Source organism: Mumia spirodelae, assembly GCF_050632745.1.
GTDB lineage: Bacteria > Actinomycetota > Actinomycetes > Propionibacteriales > Nocardioidaceae > Mumia.
In genome coordinates this window covers 1,260,931-1,277,580 of record NZ_JBODSD010000001.1, presented here as the reverse complement: position 1 = coordinate 1,277,580, position 16,650 = coordinate 1,260,931, and the positions used below count along the sequence as shown (strand labels likewise).

Sequence of the window (16,650 nt, the reverse complement as noted above, 5' to 3'; positions counted from 1 at the left end):
GAATTCGTCGCCGGGGTCCCGTGCGCCCCTCACGGGCGGATGCCGATCCCTCCGGCTCAGCACACGCGGATGTAGTCGGCCCGGTCGTCGCTCGGGCCCCCGACGTACCAGACCGAGCTGGGCGCGTTCGTCGCGTTGAGAACGGCGCGGTTCTTGCCCGTCCAGTACTGCAGGGTCGAGTAGGTGCCCTTGGTCTGGTTGTTCTTCCAGGACGAGGTCCTGTTGACCCAGCCGTACTTCGACAAGTACCGGAAGGCGCACGTCTTGAACGACAGCCGGCCACCCCTGTAGGCCGCCTTCTCGTAGAGGCACGCATACCCGTACGCGCACGCAGCCGCCTTCGTCGCCACGCGTGCCTCGCCTCGGGCGCGCGCCTTCCTCTCCCCCGGCAGCGGGAGGGTCAGGACGACGTTCCCGCCTTCCCACGACAGCTGGTTGACCGCCGTACGGACGGGCTTGACCTTCGCCCGCCGGGAGACCGCGGCGAGCTTGGCGTCGAGGGTCGTGACCTGGGCCTTCGACAGCGTCGTGGCCGCGGGTGCGTTCGGGGCCGCCTTCGGGGTGGGCGCCGCCGAGGCGGTCCACCCCAGGACCGTGGCGACGAGGGCGAGTGCTCCCACCAGCACCACGAGATGCTTCTGTCCACGCATGGGCATGGTTCCTTCCGGTCGTCGGGACGTTGACGTCCCCACGATCGGCACGACCGCTTGCGCGGTGGTTTCGCGGCGCTTTCAGCGGGAGCGGACGGCGCGGGACTGGACCACGACCGCCGGGGGCGCGCTGCGGCGTCCGATCGCGACCAGCAGGCCGACCGCCATCGCCGACGCGAACAGCGCGGTGCCGCCGTACGAGACGAACGGGAGCGGCACCCCGGTCACGGGCATGATCCCGAGCGACATCCCGATGTTCTGGAACGCCTGGAAGCCGAACCAGCACCCGATCCCGGCGGCCGCCAGCCGGTCGAAGAGGTCGTCGGCGCGCTGCGCGATCCGCAGGCAGCGCCAGACCAGCACCGCGAGCAGGACCACGACGAGCCCGGCGCCGAGCAGCCCGAGCTCCTCCCCCGCCACCGTGAACACGAAGTCGGTGTGCTGCTCGGGCACGAATCCGGCCTGCGTCTGCGTCCCGTGGAAGAGGCCCTGCCCGAGCAGTCCCCCGTTGCCGATCGCGATCCGCGCCTGCACCGTGTTGTAGCCAGCGCCGCGCGGGTCGAGGTCGGGATCGGTGAACGCCTCGAACCGCAGGACCTGGTACTCCTCGATCAGCCCGACGGACACCGCCACGACGACCACGGCGAGCCCGGCCGCGACCAGCCCGCCGAGCCACAGGAGCCGGACGCCCGCGACCGCGAGCACGCCGAGCACGATCGCGACCAGCACCATCAGCGTCCCCAGGTCGGGCTGGGCGAGGATCAGCGCGGCCGGGACCCCGGCGCACGCCAGCGCGAGCAGGACGTCGGAGGACCGGACGGTACGCCGCATCGCGCCCTCGGTCCGCTCGGCGAAGAGCAGCGCCATGACGAGCACGACCCCGAGCTTGGCGAGCTCCGCCGGCTGGAGGGACAGCCCGCCCACCTGGAGCCACGAGCGCGACCCGTTGACGACCGCGCCGATCCCGGGCACGAACACGAGCGCGAGACCGACCACCGCAGCGCCGTAGACCACCGGCGCCCACAGGCGGATCCACCGCCGGTCGGTCGCCGCCATGATGGCGCCGAGCCCGACCGCGATGACGACATTCGTGGCCTGCTTGACGAGGTACGCCGTCGGGTCACCGCCGGTCAGGTCGTCGCGCGACGCGGTCGCGGACCACACCAGCAGCATGCCGATCACCGACAGCCCGAGCGCGGACGCGACCAGCGGAAGGTCGACGTCTCCCCACGCGGTCCGCACCGACGCCCCGGGCCTCAGCGCGGGGCGTACCGTCCCCCGGCCGCTCACCGGTCGTCCTTCTTCCGGGGGGAGACCGGCGCCAGGATCTTGCCGTCGGAGGCGACCCGCGGGAGCGTCTTCGGGGGTCGCCCGTCCGGCATCAGGGCCTGGTCGCGGTGGACCTTGCCGTCCTTGATGCCGTACAGACCCTCCCAGATCGCCCGCACCGCCTCGCCGGAGGAGCCGGAGCCGGTGCCGCCCTGCTCCATCATCATCACGACCACGTAGTTGTCGTCGTACGACGCCACCCAGCCGGTCGTCTGCCGCCCGGTGACCTCGGCGGTGCCGGTCTTGGAGCGGAGCTTGACCTGGTCGAGCGGGAAGCCCCCCATCTTCCACGCCATCGTGCCGGTCCTGGCGGTGTCGAGGAGCGCGTCGTCGATGTACTTCAGGTGCTTCTTCGTCACCGGCACGCGGCCCGCCTTCTTCGGCGCGATGTCGCGCACCACGGAGCCGTCCGCGGCCAGCACCGCCTTCCCGACCCGCGGCTCGTACAGCGTGCCGCCGTTGGCCAGCGCCGCGTACGCCGTCGCGAGCTGCAGCGGTGTCACCAGCGTCTCGCCCTGCCCGATCGAGAAGTTCACCGCGTCGCCCGCCCGGTAGACGTAGCCGTCGGCGCAGAACTCCCGTGCGAACAGCCGCAGGTAGGCGCTCTTCACCTTCTCCGGCTTCGCGGCGATCTTGCAGTAGCGGTCCTTGTTGGCCTTCCAGTAGTCCTGGCGCCACTGCCGGTCTCCGATCCGGCCGCTCGCCTCGCCGGGGATGTCGATGCCGGTGCGCTCGCCGAAGCCGAACGCCCGCGCCATCTCGACCAGCGGGTCGTGCACGTCGGTGTCGGCCTCGCTGCCGCCCTGCTCCATCCAGGCCTCGTACGCGATCCGGTAGAAGAACGTGTCGCACGAGACCGAGAGCGCCTGGTCGAATCCGATCGGGCCGTACGACGCCGACTCATAGTTCTTGAACCAGCGGTTGCCGACCTGCAGCCCGGACGAGCAGTTCAGCCGCGAGCCGGTGTCCCACCGGTCCTCGAGGGCACCTGCGGCGACGAAGGGCTTCCACGTCGAGCCCGGGGCGAGCTGCGCCTGCGTGACCCGCGAGAGCAGCGGCGTGCCGGAGTCGTCGGCGTAGAGCGCCTTGAGCTGCCGGTCGGTGATGCCGTCGACCCAGACCTGCGGGTCGTACGACGGATAGCTGGCCGCCGCGATCACCCTCCCGTCGTCGGGGTCGAGGACCACGGCGGCGCCGGCGGTGGCCTCGTAGTCGCGGCCGGTGACGTCGTCGTGGGTCGTGCGGGCCTTCTTGATCGCCTTCTCGAGCTGGGTCTCGGCGAGCGCCTGGACGCGCGCGTCGATGCTGGTGACCAGCGTGCTGCCGGCCTCGGGGTCCACGGCGTCGCCCTCGGCGATCACGCGGCCGTGCGAGTCCACCGACTTGCCCGTCGTCCCGGGTACGCCCCGCAGGTCGGCGTCGTAGCTGCGCTCCACCCCGGCCCGCCCCACGACGGACGCCGCGTTGAGGGTCTCGTCGTCGCTCGCGCGCGCCGCGTCGTACTCGTCGGCGGTGATCGGGCTGACGTAGCCGAGCAGCTGTGCGGCGTTGACGCCCTCGGGGCTCGGGTAGGCGCGCACGGACCGCTGCTCGGCGGCGACCGCCGGGAACTCCTCGGCCCGCTCCGACAGCGACAGCGCCACGTCGCTCGGGACGTCCTGGGCGACCGGCACGGGTTCGTACGGCGAGCCGTTCCAGCACACCGGCGGCTCGGGCGCGCCCTCCTCGCCGCAGAGCTTGATGCGGTCGAGCAGCACGTCGTACTTCAGGTCGACCAGCGTCGCCAGGCGTCCCAGGACCTCGGTCTGCTCCTCCGGGTCGAGCCGCGTCAGCCGTGACCGGTCCACGGTGACCACCCACGTCACCCGGTTCGCGGCAAGCGCCCTCCCCATCGCGTCGACGACGAGACCGCGCTGCGGCTGCACGACGACCTGGCGGTTGGCGTTGTTCTCCGCACGCGCCTGGTACTCGTCGCCGCCGACCACCTGCACGTACCAGAGGCGGGCGAGCAGGGTCGCGAACAGCGCGACGACCAGCACCTGCACCACGACGACCCTCGCCCGGCTGCGACGCACGCTCACCACCTGACCCGCGGTGCCGGCTCCAGCCGCCCGAGCAGGGCGCGGACGCCCGGCACCACGGCGAGGCCGAGCACCACGTCGTACACGACAGCCAGCGCGACGACCGGGAGCACGGTCGCGACGTCCACGCCCGGCTCCCCCAGCACGAGGGCGGTGAGCGCGAAGAGCGACGTCCCGACGAACGCGGCCGCGGCGACCGTGAGGCTGTCGCTCAGCCATGACGGGCGGCTGCCGCGGTCGACGGTGCCCGCGAGGTAGCCCGCGACCGTGAGCGCGAGCGCCCACTGCCCGAGCACGTGGTCCGCAGGAGGCGCGGCGTCGAGGAGGAGACCACCGACGAACCCCGCCCAGGCCCCGTCGGCCGCGCCACGGCACAGCCCGACCGCGACCACCACGACCAGCACCACGTCGGGGACGACGGCGGTCGGGACCAGCGGGGCGAGCACGCTCACCTGGACGACCACCGCCGCGACCAGCAGCGCGACGACGAGCGCGACACGTCGGGCGTCCACGGTCACGAGCCCTGCCGCGCGCCGACCACGACGGAGACGGTGTCGAGGGAGGAGAAGTCGACGTACGGCGCCACGGTCACCGTCGCCGTCTCGTCGCGCGGCGACTCGACGACCTTCTCGACGCGACCGACCGGGACGCCGGCGATGTACGGGACACCGCCCCGCGAGCCCCAGGAGACGATCGGGTCGCCGACCTTCGGGACCGTCGTACGGTCGAGCACCTCGAGGGTCAGGCGACCCGATCCCGAGAGGCTGCCGTCACCGCGCAGCATCCCGAGCTCGTGCTCGGCACCGAGCCGCGCCCCGACCACGGAGTCGGCGTCCACGATCAGGAGGACGACCGCGTTGGTCGGGGTCGCGCTGATCACGCGCCCCACCAGCCCGTCAGGACCGAGGACGGTCATGTCGCGCCGCACGCCCCGCGAGGTGCCCGCGTCGAGCGTGACGGTACGCCGGAAGGACTGCGCGGCACCGATCCCGACCACGTGGGCGGTGACGGTCTCGAGGTCGGCCGACGTCGCGAAGTCCGCCAGCGCGTCGTACTCCGCCAGGCGGGTGCGGTCGACGTCGGAGGACGCGACCAGGCCGCGCAGGCGGGCGTTCTCCGCCGCGAGGTCGGCGTTCTCGTCGCGCAGCTCGTCGCGGGTCGCGAAGGTGTCCACGCCGAACGGGGACAGCAGGCGGTTCGCGCCGGACTCGAGCGGGCCGAGCACGGTGCCGGCGAGGGTCCGTGCAGGCGACCCTGCACCGGAGAGGTCGACGCTGATCAGGGCGACGGCGGCGAGCAGCAGCACGAGCAGCACCGTGCGCGGACGGCGTGGCTCGTGGTCGGGACGGGTCCGGGTCCTGGCCACCGGATCACCTGCGAGGCTCGGAGGTCAGCACCTGCTGGAGGGCGTCGAACTCCTCGACGCACTTGCCGGCACCGAGCGCGACGGAGTGGAGCGGGTCGTCGACGACGTGGACCGGGATCTTGGTCTCGTGACGGATCCGGTCGTCCAGCCCGTGCAGGAGAGCGCCGCCCCCGGTGAGGACGATGCCGCGGTCCATGATGTCGCCGGCGAGCTCGGGCGGAGTCAGGTCGAGCGTGCTCCGGACCGCGTCGACGATCGCGGCGACCGGCTCCTCCAGCGCCCGGCGCACCTCCGCGGCGGTCACGTCGACCGTCCGCGGGAGGCCTCCGACGAGGTCGCGCCCGCGCACGTGGACGGTGCGCTCGTCGGGCATCGGGAACGCCGAGCCCGCCGCGACCTTGAGGTCCTCGGCCGTACGGTCCCCGAGCAGGAGCGCGTGCTCCTTCTTGAACCACGCGACGATCGCCTCGTCCATGTCGTCGCCCGCGGTGCGGATCGAGCGGGAGGCGACGATGCCGCCGAGGGCGATCACGGCGACCTCCGTCGTACCGCCCCCGACGTCGACGATCATGTTGCCGGTCGGCTCGTGCACGGGCAGCCCGGCTCCGAGCGCGGCCGCCATCGGCTCCTCGACGATGAACACCTGCCGCGCGCCGGCCTGGTAGCCGGCCTCGCGGACGGCCCGCTGCTCGACCGAGGTGATCGCGCTCGGGACGCACACCACGAGGCGGGGCTTGGTGAAGTAGCGCCTGCGGTGCACCTGCTGGATGAACAGCCGCAGCATGTGCTCGCACGCCTCGAAGTCCGCGATGACGCCGTCCTTCATGGGTCGGATCACGGAGATCGCGTCCGGCGTGCGGCCGTGCATCCGCTTGGCCTCCGACCCCACGGCGAGGATCTCGTGGGTCTGCGCAGCGAGGGCCACGACCGACGGTTCGTCGAGCATGACGCCCTTGCCTCGTACGTAGACGAGGGTGTTCGCCGTGCCCAGGTCGACCGCCATGTCGCGCCCGAGCAGGCTGCGCAAGGGGAAGGACATGCGCTCAGGCTAGGTCGGGGCCGCGGCCTTCCCGGGGAGACACGCCCTAGCGCCCGCCCCGCCGGACCTCAGCCCTTGACCGCACCGCCGAGCCCGCCGCCGCGGAGGAAGAACCGCTGGAAGAGCAGGAAGAACGCGATCGGCACCGCCGTGGACAGCAGCAGCGCGGCGAGGAAGACGTCGAGCTCCGTCTTCGGAGCGAGGGTCGGGAGGCGGACCGAGAGCGGCTGCAGCTCCGGGTCGGGAAGGACCAGCAGCGGCCAGAGGAAGTCCTTCCACGCCGCCAGGACCGCGAACACCGAGACGACGCCGAGGATCGGGCGCGACATCGGCAGGACGATCGACACGAACAGCCGGAACGGACCCGCGCCGTCGACCCGGGCGGCCTCGATGATCTCCCGCGGGAGGTTGTCCAGGAACCGCTTGACCAGCACGACGTTGAAGGCGCTGGCGCCGGCGGGCAGGAACGCACCCCAGAACGTGTTGAGCAGCGACACGTGCACGAACGGCACGTCGAGCACCGTGAGGTAGAGCGGCACCAGGAGCACCACCGTCGGGACGAACAGCGTCGCGAGCACGAGCCCGTACAGGACCTTGCCGTAGCGCGGCCGCACGATCGCGAGCACGTAGCCGCCCGTCGTCGCGACCACCATCTGCGTGAGCCACGAGCCGAGCGCGATCACGATCGTGTTGACGAAGTACAGCCCGAGGTTCAGGTCCACCCACGCGGTCGTGAGGTTCGCCCAGTCGGTGCCGTTCGGGAAGAGCGCCATCGGGTTGCGCAGCGTGTCCTGCGTCGGGGTGATGGCCGCCTTCGCGAGCCACAGGAGCGGTCCGAGCGCGACCACCACGAGCCCCACGAGGACGAGGGCGTTGAGCACGCGCCGCGTCCACAGCACGTTCGGACGGCGCAGGTCGTGACCAGAGGTGAAGCCGCGGGCGTCCGCCTCGCGACGGCGCGCACCCCGGGCAGCGCGGCGCGCCGCCCGCCGTGAGCCCGCGGCGGCCTCGGCGGTCGCCGCGGAGGCGGCGGCGACCTCGGCCGGTCGGCTGGGGGCGTCGAGGCTCATGAGTCGCTCCACTTGCGCGTCAGGCGGAAGTACACCGCGGAGAGGACGGCCAGACCGGCGGCCAGCATCAGGCTCAGCGCCGTCGCCTTGCCGTAGTCGCCGCCGAGGCTGTTGCCGAAGGCGTAGTCGTACACGAGCAGCAGCAGGGTCGTCGTCGAGTTGTCCGGTCCGCCGTCGGTGAAGAGGAACGGCTCGAGGAAGACCTGCGCGGTGCCGATCACCTGGAGCACGAGGGTGATGAGCATGATCGCCCGCAGCTGCGGGACGGTCACGTGCCAGACCTTGCGCCAGATCCCGGCGCCGTCGATCTCGGCCGCGTCGTACAGCTCCGGCGGCACGGCCACCAGCGCGGCGAGGTAGATGATCACCGTGCCGCCGGCCGCAGCCCAGGTCGCCTCCACGACCAGCGACGGCATCGCCCAGGTCGTGGACTCGAGCCACGGCACCGGACCGAGTCCGACCCACCCGAGGATCGTGTTGAAGACGCCGCTCGGGCTCGCGTCGTAGAAGAACTTCCAGAGCAGCACCGCCACCGCGGGCGGAACCACGACGGGGAGGTAGGCCAGCGTCGAGTAGAGCCCCTTGCCGCGCCGCAGGTCGCTCATCAGCACCGCCAGCACCAGCGGCACGGGGTAGCCGAAGATCAGCGCGAGCAGCGCGAAGTAGAGCGTGTTCCACAGCGCCGTGCCTAGCATCGGGTCGGCGAGCACGGCCTGGAAGTTGTCGAGGCCGACCCACTGGGCGGGGCCGACGAGGTTGGTGACCTGCAGGCTCATCACGAACGAGCGGGCGATCGGCCACCAGGAGAACAGCCCGAAGACGAGCAGCATCGGCAGCAGCAGCACGACGGTGCTGAGCCCTCCTCCGCGGATCCACGTGAGCGGGGTCCGGCGGGGACGGGGCCGAGGTGGGGCGTCGGCGGTCATGCGGCTCCTGGGGCGGGGAGGTCGGTCGGGGGAACGGGTTGGTACGCGCGCCGGCGGAGGTAGGGGTGGCTCCGCCGGCGCGCGGGACTCACTGCGACAGGATCTGGTCGGCCTTGTCGTTCGCCTCCGCCAGGAGCTCGGCGATGTCGGCATTCTCGTCGCTCAGCACCTTCTGCACCACGGCGTCGAGCACCCCGTAGACCTCCTGCGTGTGCGACGGCGGCTCCGCGACGAGCTGCTGGGCGAAGATGTTGTCGGTGAAGCCGGTCATCTGGTCCACCGGGACGTTGATGTAGTCGGCGATCCACTCGCGCTGCTGCTTCCAGGTCTCCTCGTCGAAGACCGGCAGGAGAGGCGTCCCGATCGGCTGGTCGCTCGCGGCCAGCGTCTTGGCGTCGAGGACCGCGGCGTCCTCGTCGACGAGCTTGCGGACGCGGAAGAAGTCGTTCCACTTCACCGCGGCCTCCTTCTCCGCGTCGCTGGCCTTGGCGTTGACCACCGACACCGAGCCGCCGCCGAGGATGCCCGCCTCCGGGCTGTCGGTGAGCGGGACGACGGTGAGCCCGTAGGTGTCCGGGTCGACGCTGTTGGTGGTGACCAGCGCGTTGTAGACGTCGGAGCCGCCGACGTACATGCCGACCTTGCCCGCGGCGAACGCCTGGTTGATGCCCGCCCAGTCGAGGAGGAGGTTGCTCCCCATCGACTTGTCGTCCCAGCGCATCTCCTTGAGCATCTGCAGGACCTCGGCGGTCTGCGGGTTGTCGATGACGGCCGTGGTCTTGTCGCCGTCGGTCTCCTCGATCCGCCCGCCGTGCGCGTACGTCAGCGTGGTGAGCAGCCAGCCGCCGGTGTTGTCCTTGGTCATCTGGGCGTAGCCCGGCTGTCCCGTCTTGTCGGTGATCTGCTGGGCGTACTGCCGCACCTCGTCCCACGTCGTCGGCGGCTTGTCGGGATCGAGCCCCGCCTCCTCGAACAGCTGTCGGTTGTAGTGCAGCCCCATCCCGTAGACGTCGCTCGGGAGCCCGTAGATGTTGCCGTCGGCGTCCTGGGCGGCCGCGAGCACGCTGGCGTTGAAGCTGTCGGCGTACGGCAGGGCCTGGACCTGCTTGGTCACGTCGGCGATCTGCTGGCGCTGGACGAGGCCGAGGGTGTCGGTGAACGGGACCCGGAACGTCGTGGGGAGGGTGCCGCCGGCGAGCTGGGCCGGGAAGGTCTCTGCCTTCCACTCCCACTCCTTGGGCTCGACCACGATGTCGGGGTTCTCCTTGTTGAACTCCTTCACCAGGTCCTTCACGGAGTCGGCGGTCGCCTGCTCGTCACCGGGGCGCCAGCCCTCGACGGTGATGGTGACCTTGCCGTCCTCGTTGGTGTCGTCGTCGCCGAACCCGCAGGCCGCGAGGACGGTCGCCGACGCGGTCACGGCGAGGACCGCCGCGATCCGCTTCCGGTACAGCTTCATGGATCTTCTCCTTCATGGGTGGACGGCTGTCGTCCACGGGGGTGCACGGTGCGAGAGACGTCGGGTGGTGCCGCGCTGGGGTCACGCGGTGGTCGGCGGGAGCCGGAGCCAGGCGGTGGCGTCCGCCGGGAGGCGACCTCCTTCCAGCGCGGCGCTCGCGACCCAGATCTGGTCGTTCGCGGGGAGGTCGACCGGTGCGCCGGTGAGGTTGGCCACGCAGGCGAAGGAGTCGCCCCGGGTGAAGGCGAGCACCCCTGGTCGGGACTCGAGCCACGCCATCGGCCCGTCGCCGAGGTCGGGGTGCGTGCGGCGGACGAGCAGCGCGACGCGGTAGAGCGAGAGCATCGACGCCGGGTCCGCCGACTGCGCCTCGGCAGTGAGGCCGGCCCAGTCCTCGGGCTGCGGCAGCCACGTGTCGGCGCTGCCCGGCCCGAACCCGTACGGCGGGTGGTCCCCGGACCACGGCAGCGGGACGCGGCACCCGTCCCGCCCGGGATCGACGCCCTCGGACCGGGCGTACATCGGGTCCTGCCGGCGCTCGTGCGGGATGTCCTCGACCTCGGGCAGTCCGAGCTCCTCGCCCTGGAAGATGTAGTACGACCCGGGCAGCGCCATCGCGAGCAGCGCGGCGGCCCGGGCGCGACGCCGTCCGAGCGCGAGGTCGGTCGGCGTCCCGAAGCGCTTGGTCGCGAACGCGAACGCGGTGTCCTCGCGGCCGTAGCGGGTGACCGGCCGGGTGACGTCGTGGTTCGACAGCACCCAGGTGGCCGGTGCCCCGACCTTGGCGTGCATGTCGAGCGTGGTGTCGATCGAGCTGCGCAGCCGGTCGGCGTGCCACGGCGCCGTCATGTAGTCGAAGTTGAAGGCGGTGTGGAGCACGTCGGGCTGCAGGTAGCGCGCGAACCGCTCGGTGTCGGGCAGCCAGATCTCCCCGATCAGGGCGCGGTCCCCGCCGTACGACTCTGCGATCTTGCGCCAGCTCCGGTAGATCTCCTGGAGCTCGTCGCGGTCGACGTACGGGTGCGCGCCCGGCCCGTGGACCTCGGGCACCTCGGGCAGTGCGGCGTCCTTCGCGAGGAGCGCGGCCGAGTCGATCCGGACGCCGGAGACACCCCGGTCGAACCAGAACCGCAGCACGTCCTCGTACTCCTGGCGGACGTCGGGGTGGCCCCAGTTGAGGTCGGGCTGCTCGGCGGAGAAGAGGTGCAGGTACCACTCCTCGGGCGTCCCGTCGGGGCGGTGCGCCCGCGACCAGGCCGGTCCGCCGAACTCCGAGGTCCACGAGTTCGGTGCCTCGCCGCCGTCCTCGCCGCGACCGGGACGGAACCAGAAGCGCTCCCGCTCCGGCGACCCCGGCTCCGCCGCCAGCGCGGCCTGGAACCACTCGTGGGCGTCCGAGATGTGGTTGGGGACGACGTCGATGATCGTGCGGATGCCGAAGTCGAGAGCGTCGGCGATCAGCCGCTCCGCCTCGTCGAGGGTGCCGAAGGTCGGGTCGATCGCGCGGTAGTCGGCGACGTCGTAGCCGCCGTCGGCCATCGGCGACGGGTACCACGGCGTGAACCAGATCGCGTCGACGCCGAGGTCGCGAAGGTACGGGAGGCGGGCACGCACCCCGGCGAGGTCACCCGTGCCGTCGCCGTCCGCGTCGGCGAAGCTGCGCGGGTAGACCTGGTAGATGGCCGCGCTCCGCCACCAGTCCGACTCGCGAGCGCCGGCGGGGTCTGCCACGTGCGGATCGGGATGAACGGCGACCGGGCCGGTCGCACGTCGTGCTGTCACTGTGTCCTGCCTCACTCTCGAAGGTGAACGAGAGGTTACGCACGTCGATCAGCGCGCCGCAAGAACTCGACAGGATGTAATTAATTTCGCAACTTTGCAGCGCCCGTCGACCGACGGACCACCAGCTCCGGCTCGAAGTAGATGTCGTCCGCGGGCGTCGGAGCACCGGAGATCTGCCGCAGCAGCAGCGTGATCGCCGCCCGCCCCATCGCCTCGATCGGCTGGCGGACGGTGGTCAGCGGCGGGTCGGTCGAGCTCATGAACGCCGAGTCGTCGTAACCCACGACCGAGACGTCCTCCGGGACCGCGAGACGAAGCCGCCGCACCGCGCGGATCGCGCCGAGGGCCAGCGGGTCGCTGGCGCACACGATGCCGGTCACGTCCCGCTTGAGGAGGCGGGTCGCGGCCGCCTGCCCGCTCTGCAGCGAGTAGAGGCTGCGCTCCACGAGGGAGGGGTCGAGGGGCGTGCCGGCGCGCTCGAGGACCTGCGCGGCGGCGGCCAGCTTGCGCTCCGAGGGCAGGTGGTCCGACGGGCCCAGGACGAAGCCGATCCGGGTGTGGCCGAGCGACAGCAGGTGCCCGACCGCCTGCTCGGCCGCGATCGCGTCGTCGCAGACCACGCGGGGGAAGGGCAGCTCGTCGATGGCCGCGTTGATGAGGACCGCCGGCAGCTTGCGGTTGACCAGACGCTCGTAGTGCGCGTGGTCGGCGTCGGCCTGGCTGTAGTCGCCCCCGGCGAAGACGACGCCGGCCACCTGCTGCTCGAGGAGGAGGTCGACGTACTCCGACTCCCCCACACCCCCGGCGGTCCGCGTGCAGAGCACCGGGGTCAGCCCGTGCTGCGCCAGGTGGGCCCCGACGACCTCGGCCAGGGCGGGGAAGATCGGGTTCTGGAGCTCGGGCAGGACGAGGCCGACGAGCCTGGCGCGCTCGCCGCGGAGCTTGCTGGGGCGCTCGTAGCCGAGCACGTCGAGGGCCGTGAGGACGGTCGAGCGGGTCGCCTCCGAGACGCCGGGCTTGCCGTTGAGGACGCGACTGACCGTGGCCTCGCTCACTCCGGACCGGGCCGCCACCTCAGCGATACGTCGAGCCATGACGAAACCCTAGCGCTCTGGAACGTCACCTGTCTGCAAGGATGCGCCAAAGATTGCGCAAGAAGATGACACCACTGCTCGCAGCCGCCCCGCCGTACGTCTCGACGTGTCGGTCCCCGCTGGCAGGGTGAGGCCATGGCCGCCCGCACCGCGCTCGTCGAGCTCCGCCGCTACGTCCTCCGTCCCGGGGAGCGCGAGACCCTGATCCGCCTGTTCGAAGCGGATCTGGTGGCCCCGCAGGAGGAGGCAGGGATGTCGGTCCTCGGGCAGTTCCGTGACCTCGACCGCCCCGACGCGTTCGTCTGGCTGCGCGGGTTCGACGACCCGGCGAGCCGGGGCGCGTCCCTCCGCGCGTTCTACGGCGGTCCGGCCTGGGCACGGCACCGGGACGCCGCGAACGCGACGATGCTCGCGTGGGACGACGTCCTGCTCCTCCGCCCGGTCGCTGCGGGCGCCCTCCCCGTCTCCGCCCCCGCAGGCGTCGGAGGGCTCGTCGTCGTGACCCTCTACCGACCCGACGACCTGGACGGCTTCGCCATGCTCATGGCGGACGGCGGCGACGCGGCCCTGGCAGGGCTGGGCTCCGCGCGGGTCGCCGCGTACGCCTCGGCCGACGTCGTCAACGCCTATCCCGCCCTTCCGGTGCGCGAGGACGTCCGCGCCTACGTTCGGGTCGCCCGGTTCGCGTCCGAGGCCGACCACGCCACGCACGTGCGCAGGCTCGGCTCCGCCGCGTCGTCGGACCGCGTGCTCGCGGCCCTCCGGTCGGCAGCCGTCGAGGAGCTCCGGCTCGTCCCCACCGAGCAGTCCGCCTTCCGCTGAACGCGCTCGTCGACCCCCGTCAGGCCCCCACGGCACGCACCAGCGTGTCGCGGTGCGCGGCGATCCACGCCTGCCGCCTGCGGATCGCGTCCCCCACGCCCTCGGACCACATCCGCGCCCAACCACCGCCGAGGCGCTCGGCGCGCTCCCGCATGAGGAACCAGGAGCGGGCCGCGGCGTTCTCGACGACGTCGACCAGGCGTCCACGATCGGCCGGCCCGAGACCGTACGCCTCCACGAGCAGGCGGGTGCGCGCGAACGCGTCCACCTCCCGGAGCACGTCCGGGCGGTCCTGCGGGGGTACGAGGGGCGCCCACCACAGGAGGAGGTTCTGCACCTCCTCGGTCCGCGTCGCCGGGCGGGCGAAGTCGAAGTCGATGAGGGCGGCCGCCTCCCCGTCGACGAAGACGACGTTGTCAGGGGTGACGTCGAGGTGCCCGACCAGCTCGGGTGGCCCGGCGACGCGGCGTGGGGCGTCCGCAGGCGCCGCGAGGTGGGCGCCGTCGGCCGACGCAGGGATGCCCAGGGGCGCGACCGCGTCGTCGTACCGGCGCAGCAGCCGGGCGACGCTGACCATCCGCGCCTCGTCGGCGACCCAGCCGGGGCGCGGGCGCGACGCGACCTCGCCGGGGACGTACGACAGGACCTGCCGTCCGGAAGCGTCGGTGCCGAGGAACCGAGGCGCACCCACGAAGCCGACCGCCTCCAGGTGCGTCAGGACGTCGACGACCAGCCGGCTGTGCGGGCCGGTCGGACGACGGACCGTGGCGCCGACCCGGACCAGCCCGTCGGTCACGTCGCCACCGGCGAGCGGGACCTCGGGCAGCGACGGGTCCGGCTCGACGTACCTCACGCGGACCGGGCGCTCAGCCCAGGTCGGGGAACCAGAGCGCGATCTCGCGCGCGGCGGACTCCGCGGAGTCGGAGCCGTGGACGAGGTTCTCGCGGTTGGACAGCGAGAGGTCGCCGCGGATGGTGCCGGGTGCCGCGACCCGACCGTCGGTCGCGCCGTTGAGGAGACGGACGACGTCGATCGCCGCGTCACCCTCGAGCACCAGCGCCGCCATCGGGCCGGACGTCACGAACGCGCGCAGCGGCGGGTAGAAGTCGCGCTCGACGTGCTCGGCGTAGTGGGCGTCGGCCTGGTCGCCGTCGATCGTCCCGAACCACATCGCGACGATGCTCAGGCCCTTCGTCTCGTAGCGGCCGAGGATCTCCCCGACCAGCCCGCGGCGGACGGCGTCGGGCTTGAGCAGGACCAGAGTGCGTTCGGACATGCAGCGAAGCCTAGCGAGGCCGGTCCCGGGGGCCTCAGCGGGCGTAGAACTCGGGGTTGGCCGCCCGGTCGCGCTCGATCCGCCGGCCCAGCACCCACGCCGTCGTCCAGATCGCGGCGAACATGCCGCCGACGAAGAACGCGATCGGCATCACGAACCCCATCGCCACCGCACCGACCTGCACGAGCCAGCCCAGGCCGTACGCCCACGGGAACCGCAGCAGCCCCGAGGTGACCAGCGCCAGCCCCGCCAGCCCCAGCCCCCACGTGAGCGCGACGCCCGGCGGGACGTCCTCGACCTGGATCATCACCGGCGTCGCCAGCGCGAGGACGATCGCCTCGAAGAACAGAACCCCTGCACACATCCCGCGCATCAGTCCACCGACTCCTTCGGCGCGAGCAGCACGCGCGCCTCTCCCGCGGTCACCACCGACCCCGTCACGAGGACACCGCCGCCCCCGACCCCCTCGCCGTACCGCTCGCTCTCGGCGAGCGCGACCGCCTTCTCGATCGCGTCCGGGAGGCGCTTGGCCACGTGCACGCGGTCCGTGCCGAAGATGCCCTCCGCCACGTCGGCCAGCTCGTGCGCGGGCATCGCCCGGCTCGTCGCGTTCTGGGTGCACACGATCTCGGCCATCACCGGCTCGAACGCCTGGAGGATCTCGTCGACCTCCTTGTCGGCCATCACGCCGACCACGCCGATCAGCGGCGTGAACGAGAACGCCTCCTGCACGGCCTCGGCGGTCGCCCGCGCACCCGCCGGGTTGTGGGCCGCGTCGAGGACCACCGTCGGGCTGCGGCGCACGATCTCGAGCCGGCCCGGCGAGGTGACGCTCGCGAACGCGTCGCGCACGATCTGCGCGTCCAGCTCCTTGCCGCCGGTGAACGCCTCCACGGCCGCGAGGGCGTACGAGGCGTTGTGGGCCTGGTGCTCACCGAAGAGCGGCAGGAAGACCTCGTCGTACGACGCCCCGAGCCCTTGCAGCGTCAGGAGCTGTCCGCCCATGGCGGGCGTCCGCGCGGTGACGCCGAACTCGATGCCCTCGCGCACCAGCGTCGCCCCGACCTCGGTGGCCCGGGCCGCGATCTCGGCGGCGGCATCCTCGGGCTGGCGCGCGACGACGACCTGGGCGCCCGGCTTGATGATCCCCGCCTTCTCCACCGCGATGTCGCCCGGCGTGTCACCGAGGTAGCGGGAGTGGTCGACGTCGATCGGCGTGATCACGGCCACGGACGCGTCGACGACGTTGGTGGCGTCCCACGTGCCGCCCATCCCGACCTCGACCACGGCCACGTCCACCGGCGCGTCGGCGAACGCCTGGTAGGCCAGGCCGACCATCAGCTCGAAGTAGGACAGCGGGATCGGCTGGCTGTCGTCGACCACCTGCGCGTACGCGGCGACGTCGGCGTACGCCTCGACGAACAGCTCCTCGCTCAGCGGCTCGCCGTCGATGCTCACCCGCTCGGTCATCGACACCAGGTGCGGGCTGGTGAACCGCCCCGTCCGGACGCCGAGGCCCCGCAGCAGCGCGTCGATCATGCGGCCGGTCGAGGTCTTTCCGTTGGTGCCGGTCAGCTGGATCACCGGGTACGCCGTCTGGGGGTCGCCCATCAGCCGGCACAGGGCACGGATGCGGTCCAGCGACGGCTCGAGCTTGGTCTCCGGCCAGCGCGCCAGCAGGGCGCGCTCCACGTCGACGTAGGTGGGATTCGTCATCACCGTCCAGTATCCCAGGGATGCAAGCGATGACTTCCC

At 72.2% G+C, this 16,650-nt stretch carries 16 protein-coding genes; 1 reads left to right on the top strand and 15 read right to left on the bottom strand.

The genetic code is table 11. The features are described 5' to 3' along the window. Positions 1-56 precede the first annotated feature (56 nt). From ACQSSQ_RS06260 to ACQSSQ_RS06210, 11 genes are all read right to left on the bottom strand, one after another. A complete protein-coding gene (locus tag ACQSSQ_RS06260; RefSeq protein ID WP_431326172.1) occupies positions 57-650 on the bottom strand; it encodes a hypothetical protein in 594 nt (197 codons plus the stop codon). Positions 651-731: 81 nt separating this feature from the next. Then, on the bottom strand, positions 732-1,940 hold the full coding sequence (gene rodA / locus ACQSSQ_RS06255; RefSeq protein WP_431326171.1) for a rod shape-determining protein RodA: 1,209 nt from the start codon (positions 1,938-1,940) through the stop codon (positions 732-734). Further along, positions 1,937-4,054, bottom strand: a complete 2,118-nt coding sequence (mrdA, locus tag ACQSSQ_RS06250) for a penicillin-binding protein 2 (RefSeq protein ID WP_431326170.1) — start codon at positions 4,052-4,054, stop codon at positions 1,937-1,939. The genes rodA and mrdA overlap by 4 nt, the downstream gene beginning before the upstream one ends. A gap of 2 nt (positions 4,055-4,056) precedes the next feature. Further along, positions 4,057-4,572: a rod shape-determining protein MreD gene (gene mreD / locus ACQSSQ_RS06245; protein WP_431326169.1), complete on the bottom strand. Its 516-nt coding sequence runs from the start codon at positions 4,570-4,572 to the stop codon at positions 4,057-4,059. A 2-nt stretch (positions 4,573-4,574) separates the two neighbouring features. Continuing rightward, entirely contained in the window at positions 4,575-5,426 is an 852-nt protein-coding gene (mreC, locus tag ACQSSQ_RS06240) for a rod shape-determining protein MreC (RefSeq protein ID WP_431326168.1), read from the bottom strand. A 4-nt stretch (positions 5,427-5,430) separates the two neighbouring features. Then, complete coding sequence (locus tag ACQSSQ_RS06235) at positions 5,431-6,465, bottom strand: rod shape-determining protein (RefSeq protein ID WP_431326167.1); 1,035 nt, start codon at positions 6,463-6,465, stop codon at positions 5,431-5,433. A gap of 68 nt (positions 6,466-6,533) precedes the next feature. After that, the gene (locus tag ACQSSQ_RS06230; protein WP_431326166.1) at positions 6,534-7,535 is read right to left on the bottom strand and encodes a carbohydrate ABC transporter permease; all 1,002 of its coding nucleotides are present in this window, start codon (positions 7,533-7,535) and stop codon (positions 6,534-6,536) included. After that, the gene (locus ACQSSQ_RS06225; protein ID WP_431326165.1) at positions 7,532-8,461 is read right to left on the bottom strand and encodes a carbohydrate ABC transporter permease; all 930 of its coding nucleotides are present in this window, start codon (positions 8,459-8,461) and stop codon (positions 7,532-7,534) included. The genes ACQSSQ_RS06230 and ACQSSQ_RS06225 overlap by 4 nt, the downstream gene beginning before the upstream one ends. 88 nt (positions 8,462-8,549) lie before the next feature. Beyond that, on the bottom strand, positions 8,550-9,920 hold the full coding sequence (locus tag ACQSSQ_RS06220) for an ABC transporter substrate-binding protein (RefSeq protein WP_431326164.1): 1,371 nt from the start codon (positions 9,918-9,920) through the stop codon (positions 8,550-8,552). Between the two features lie 81 nt (positions 9,921-10,001). Continuing rightward, positions 10,002-11,651, bottom strand: coding sequence for a glycoside hydrolase family 13 protein (locus ACQSSQ_RS06215; protein ID WP_431326163.1), 1,650 nt, complete (start codon positions 11,649-11,651; stop codon positions 10,002-10,004). Between the two features lie 131 nt (positions 11,652-11,782). After that, entirely contained in the window at positions 11,783-12,796 is a 1,014-nt protein-coding gene (locus tag ACQSSQ_RS06210; RefSeq protein WP_431326162.1) for a LacI family DNA-binding transcriptional regulator, read from the bottom strand. A gap of 135 nt (positions 12,797-12,931) precedes the next feature. Between ACQSSQ_RS06210 and ACQSSQ_RS06205 the strand changes: the two genes are divergently transcribed. After that, a complete protein-coding gene (locus tag ACQSSQ_RS06205) occupies positions 12,932-13,618 on the top strand; it encodes an NIPSNAP family protein (protein ID WP_431326161.1) in 687 nt (228 codons plus the stop codon). Between the two features lie 19 nt (positions 13,619-13,637). Here the strand turns inward: ACQSSQ_RS06205 and ACQSSQ_RS06200 are convergent, their stop codons facing one another. Genes ACQSSQ_RS06200 through ACQSSQ_RS06185 form a run of 4 tightly spaced genes read right to left on the bottom strand, consistent with a single transcriptional unit; the run spans position 13,638 to position 16,611 of the window. Next, positions 13,638-14,471, bottom strand: a complete 834-nt coding sequence (locus ACQSSQ_RS06200) for a phosphotransferase (protein ID WP_431326160.1) — start codon at positions 14,469-14,471, stop codon at positions 13,638-13,640. A gap of 13 nt (positions 14,472-14,484) precedes the next feature. Next, positions 14,485-14,895: a nucleoside-diphosphate kinase gene (ndk, locus tag ACQSSQ_RS06195; RefSeq protein WP_431326159.1), complete on the bottom strand. Its 411-nt coding sequence runs from the start codon at positions 14,893-14,895 to the stop codon at positions 14,485-14,487. Positions 14,896-14,929: 34 nt separating this feature from the next. Then, the gene (locus tag ACQSSQ_RS06190; RefSeq protein WP_431326158.1) at positions 14,930-15,268 is read right to left on the bottom strand and encodes a DUF4233 domain-containing protein; all 339 of its coding nucleotides are present in this window, start codon (positions 15,266-15,268) and stop codon (positions 14,930-14,932) included. Further along, entirely contained in the window at positions 15,268-16,611 is a 1,344-nt protein-coding gene (locus ACQSSQ_RS06185) for a bifunctional folylpolyglutamate synthase/dihydrofolate synthase (RefSeq protein WP_431326157.1), read from the bottom strand. Before ACQSSQ_RS06185 ends, ACQSSQ_RS06190 begins: the two co-directional genes overlap by 1 nt. Between the last annotated feature and the right edge of the window lie 39 nt (positions 16,612-16,650).